The 4,588-nt window shown below is 65.3% G+C and carries 5 protein-coding genes; 2 read left to right on the top strand and 3 right to left on the bottom strand.

The window, feature by feature from the left end; genetic code table 11:
* Positions 1 to 119: 119 nt before the first annotated feature.
* The 3 genes from ACXJKR_RS24900 to argA form a co-directional block, all read right to left on the bottom strand.
* Entirely contained in the window at positions 120 to 416 is a 297-nt protein-coding gene (locus ACXJKR_RS24900; RefSeq protein ID WP_056198055.1) for an H-NS histone family protein, read from the bottom strand.
* Positions 417 to 837: 421 nt separating this feature from the next.
* Positions 838 to 1,116 (bottom strand): oxidative damage protection protein, encoded by a 279-nt coding sequence (locus ACXJKR_RS24895; protein ID WP_056198054.1) that lies wholly within the window; start codon positions 1,114 to 1,116, stop codon positions 838 to 840.
* Positions 1,117 to 1,195: 79 nt separating this feature from the next.
* Positions 1,196 to 2,539 carry an amino-acid N-acetyltransferase gene (gene argA, locus ACXJKR_RS24890; protein ID WP_457325099.1) on the bottom strand — a complete coding sequence of 448 codons (1,344 nt, stop codon included), beginning with the start codon at positions 2,537 to 2,539 and terminating at the stop codon, positions 1,196 to 1,198.
* Between the two features lie 86 nt (positions 2,540 to 2,625).
* On the opposite strand from argA, the gene ACXJKR_RS24885 reads away from it, so the two are divergent.
* Positions 2,626 to 3,018, top strand: a complete 393-nt coding sequence (locus ACXJKR_RS24885) for a VOC family protein (RefSeq protein WP_457325098.1) — start codon at positions 2,626 to 2,628, stop codon at positions 3,016 to 3,018.
* 26 nt (positions 3,019 to 3,044) lie between these two features.
* On the top strand, positions 3,045 to 4,588 hold a 1,544-nt coding region (gene hrpA, locus ACXJKR_RS24880), incomplete at its 3' end, for an ATP-dependent RNA helicase HrpA (protein WP_457325097.1).

Here is a 4,588-nt window from a genome sequence, read left to right as displayed (position 1 = left end):
TCCCGTAGATGGATGGCCCTGGTCGGTCGCGCCAGCGGGCGCCGGCAGCGGGAATCTGTTCAAACCCCGCAGTCAAATCGCCGGCGTATGCCGGGCAATTGGCCTGCAGGAATTGCCGGTCAGACGGAGAAATCGGTCAGCTTGGCACCGCCTGCAACGGCAGCCTTGAGCCATTTGGGCTGCAGGCCCCGGCCACTCCAGGTTTCACCGGTGGCCTGGTTGCGATACTTGGCGGCCACCTTGGACACCTTGGCCGGCTTGGGCGTGCGCGTGCTGAGGTCGGCCACCGTCAGGCCATATTCGCTCATCAGGGATTTCACCTTGGCCACCGCTTCGCTGCGTTCGCGGTCCTTGGTTTGGCTGATCTGTTGATCAAGTGCCTCGCGTTGGGCCAGGAGTTCTTTCAGAGTGGACATGCTGCTATTCCTCTTGCGATTTGAGCGGGGAGACTCGCGACATTGACCGCCGCGGCCCCGGAGCCTTGGGGCCGATTGACCGCGAGTATCTCCGTAGGCGAATTAAATCCCGACGGGCAGCATAAATGCAAGAGTTTTCGTTGGTCGGTTGCGACGAGTTTCTTGCTGGTTCGGGCTATTTGCCGATTTGGCGGGGCCGGCCGGCGTTCTGCTGCGACGGCAGCCTTGCAAAACTGAAAGAGAAAAGGCCGGCGACTTGCGTCCCGGCCCTGCACATATGCGGTGATTTGCGCTTATTCGTTGGCCGGCGGCACGTAGCCGGCCACTTGTTCCGCACCGGTACCAAAGAAATTGTTGGTGGCTGCATCACCTGCGCTGCGCGCAGATGAGCATCCCCCACAGTTTTTCACCTGAGCTGCGCTCAGGCCGATGGCGGTACATAGCCCGCCACCGCTTCGGCACCTGTGCCGAAGAAAAACTGTTCAGCCTGGCGCATCAGGTATTGGCGGGCACGCTGGTCGGCGAGGTTGAGGCGGTTTTCATTGACCAGCATGGTCTGATGCTTCATCCAGGCCGCCCAAGCTTCCTTGCTGACGCTTTCCCACACCTTCTTGCCGAGTTCGGTATGAGCCGGGTAGGGCGGGAAGTCCAGCCCTTCGGCTTCCTTCTTCAGATAGGCACATTGAACGGTGCGGGGCATGGCGGACTCCTACAAACACGAGAAATGAGAAACGGCCGGCACTTTAGCGCGGCGGCCGTTTGGGCGAACCCGGCGGGGCTTAGTTGAATCGTTTGACCAGCACCAGCGAGCGCCGGTCCCAGTTGTATTTGCGCTTGCGCTCTTCGGGCAGCCATTCCGGGTCCACCTGCTGGAAACCGCGCTTGATGAACCAATGCATGGTGCGCGTCGTCAGCACGAAGATGCTGTCCAGGCCCTGGGCCTTGGCGCGCTGCTCGATTCTTTTCAACAGGCGGTCGCCGTCGCCCTGGCCTTGTACTTCAGCGGAGACGGTCAGTGCGGCCATCTCGGCGGTGCGCGCCTCGACATAGGGGTAAAGGGCAGCGCAACCGAAAATGACGCCGTCGTGCTCGATGACGGTGTAGAGCTCGGCGTCGCGCTCGATCTCGGTCCGGCTGCGCTTGACGAGGGTGCCGTCGCGCTCGAAGGGCTCGATGAGCTGGATGATGCCGGCCACGTCGTCGGCGCTGGCCTCGCGCAAGCTCTCCAGCTTCTCGTCGACGACCATGGTGCCGATGCCGTCATGGGTGTAGACCTCCTGCAGCAGCGCGCCGTCCACCGCGAACGGGATGATGTGCGAGCGCTCGACGCCGGCACGGCAGGCCTCGGCGCAATGGCGCAGGTAGAACGCGACGTCGGTCGGCTGGGGCGCCGGGCCGGCCTTGGCCAGCATGCGGTCGGCGTCGGCCACGGCCAGCTCGGTATCGATGGGGCTGTCCGGGTCGTCCGGGTTCTCGGGCACGCCGTCGACCTCGCAGACGAACAGCAGCTTGTCGGCCTGCAGCGCGATGGCTGTGGACGTGGCCACGTCCTCCATCGACAGATTGAAAGCCTCACCCGTGGGTGAGAAGCCGAAGGGGGACAGCAGCACGATGGCGCCAATGTCCATGGCGCGCTGGATGGCTGCGGCGTCGACCTTGCGCACCAGGCCTGAATGCTGGAAATCCACGCCGTCGACGATGCCGACCGGCCGGGCGGTCAGGAAATTGCCGGAGACGACGCGCACCGTCGCATTGGCCATCGGCGTGTTGGGCAAGCCCTGGCTGAAGGCCGCCTCGATCTCGAAACGCAGCTGGCCGGCGGCCTCCTGGGCGCAATCCAGGGCCACGGCGTCGGTGATGCGGCGGCCATGGCTGAAGCGGGGCGTCTGGCCCTTGGCAGCGAGTTGCTCGTTGACCTGCGGCCGAAAGCCGTGCACCAGGACGATCTTGATGCCCATGGCATGCAGGATGGCCAGGTCCTGCACGAAGGCATTGAGCTTGCCTGYCGCGATCAGCTCGCCCGGCATGCCGACGACGAAGGTCTCGCCGCGGTAGGCATGGATATACGGCGCCACGGCGCGGAACCAGGGCACGAAGGTGTGGGGAAAGACAAGACCGGTCATGGGCCGAATTGTCGCCCGTGACGCGGGTCACTTGACGCTGTCATGTTCGGCTCCGACGATGGCCGCCCCACCACCCGGAGACCGCGATGAAGGACTATCAAGACGTCTACATGACCCCCGGCGCCTTCAGCTGGAATGAGTTGGGCACGCCCAACCCCAAGGCCGCCTGCGAGTACTACGGCAGCCTGTTTGGCTGGACCTTTGACACGATGAACATGGGCCAGGGCGATTACCACGTCATCAAGGTCGGTGACGTCGCGGTCGGTGGCGTCATGACGCCGCCGACACCCGGCCCGGCCATGTGGGGTGCCTATGTCACGGTCGAGTCCTGCGACGCGACCGTCGAGAAGGCCAAAGGCCTGGGCGGTACGGTCTGCGCCGGCCCCTTCGACATTCCGACGATCGGCCGCATGGCCGTGTTGCAAGACCCGCAGGGCGCCGTGATCCAGGTCATCAGCTACTTCCCGCGCAGCGAATAAAGCGCTTGCGGGACAATCCCGCCGCAATGACAGCTCCGAATCCCGAGAGCCGGCCCGTGAAGCCGGCTCTCTCCATTTCATTCCCTGAATCCCTGCCGGTCTCTGCGCGGCGCGATGAAATCGCGGCTGCGATGGCCGAGCACCAGGTCGTCATCGTCTGCGGCGAGACCGGCTCCGGCAAGACCACCCAGCTGCCCAAGATCGCGCTGGCGATGGGCCGTGGGCGCATCAACGGCGGCGGCCTGATCGGCCACACCCAGCCGCGGCGCATCGCCGCCAGCAGCGTGGCCAAGCGCATCGCCGAGGAGCTGAAGACGCCGCTGGGCGACGTGGTGGGCTACAAGGTCCGCTTCCAGGATCGCCTCACCAAGACCGCATCGGTCAAGCTGATGACGGACGGCATCCTGCTGGCCGAGACGCAGAGCGACCCGCTGCTGCGCGCCTACGACACCCTCATCATCGACGAGGCCCACGAGCGCAGCCTCAACATCGACTTCCTGCTCGGCTATCTGCGTGAGCTATTGCCGCGCCGGCCCGACCTGAAGATCGTCGTCACGTCGGCCACCATTGACGCGGACCGGTTTGCGCGGCATTTCGAGTCGAGCAAAGGTCCCGCGCCGGTGCTGACGGTGTCGGGGCGACTATTCCCCGTCGAGCAGCGCTACCGGCCCTTCGAGGAAAGCCGCGAGTACGACCTGAACAACGCGATCACCGACGCGGTGGACGAACTGTGGCGCGAGGGCGGCGGCGACGTGCTGGTCTTCCTGCCCGGCGAGCGCGAGATCCGCGAGGCGGCCGAGGCGCTGCGCAAGCACCACMCGCCGGGGGTGGAGGTGCTGCCGCTGTTCGCGCGGCTGTCGCAGGCCGAGCAGGACAAGGTCTTCGAGCCGCATGGCCAGCGCCGCATCGTGCTGGCCACCAATGTGGCCGAAACCTCGCTCACAGTGCCGGGCATCCGCTACGTCATCGACCCTGGCCTGGCGCGGGTGAAGCGCTACAGCTACCGCAACAAGGTGGAGCAGTTGCTGATCGAGCCGGTCAGTCAGGCGGCTTCGAATCAGCGCGCGGGCCGCTGCGGCCGCGTGTCCAACGGCATCTGCATTCGCCTGTACAGCGAGAAGGAATTCAACGAGCGGCCCAAGTTCACCGACCCCGAGATCCTGCGCAGCAGCCTGGCCGGCGTCATTCTGCGCATGAAGGCGCTGCACCTGGGCGAGGTCGAGCGCTTCCCCTTCCTGGAGCCGCCGCGCCCTAAGGCGATTGCCGACGGCTATCAGCTGCTGGCGGAGCTGGGCGCCACCGACGACAACAACGAGCTGACACCGCTGGGCAAGGAACTGTCGCGCCTGCCGCTGGACCCGCGCGTGGGCCGCATGATCCTGGAGGCCAAGAACCGCGAGGCGCTGTCCGAGGTGCTGGTCATCGCGTCGGCGCTCAGCGGCCAGGACGTGCGCGACCGGCCGATGGAAGCCGCCCAGGCCGCGGACGAAAAGCACAAGAAGTTCGACGACGAAAAGAGCGAGTTCAGTGGCTATCTGAAGTTGTGGAAGTGGCTGGAGGAATCGAAGGG

The sequence above is a fragment of the Roseateles sp. P5_E11 genome (assembly GCF_054049355.1).
Note: the sequence above shows the minus strand (reverse complement) of the source record. Positions and strands in the feature narration are given on the sequence as shown.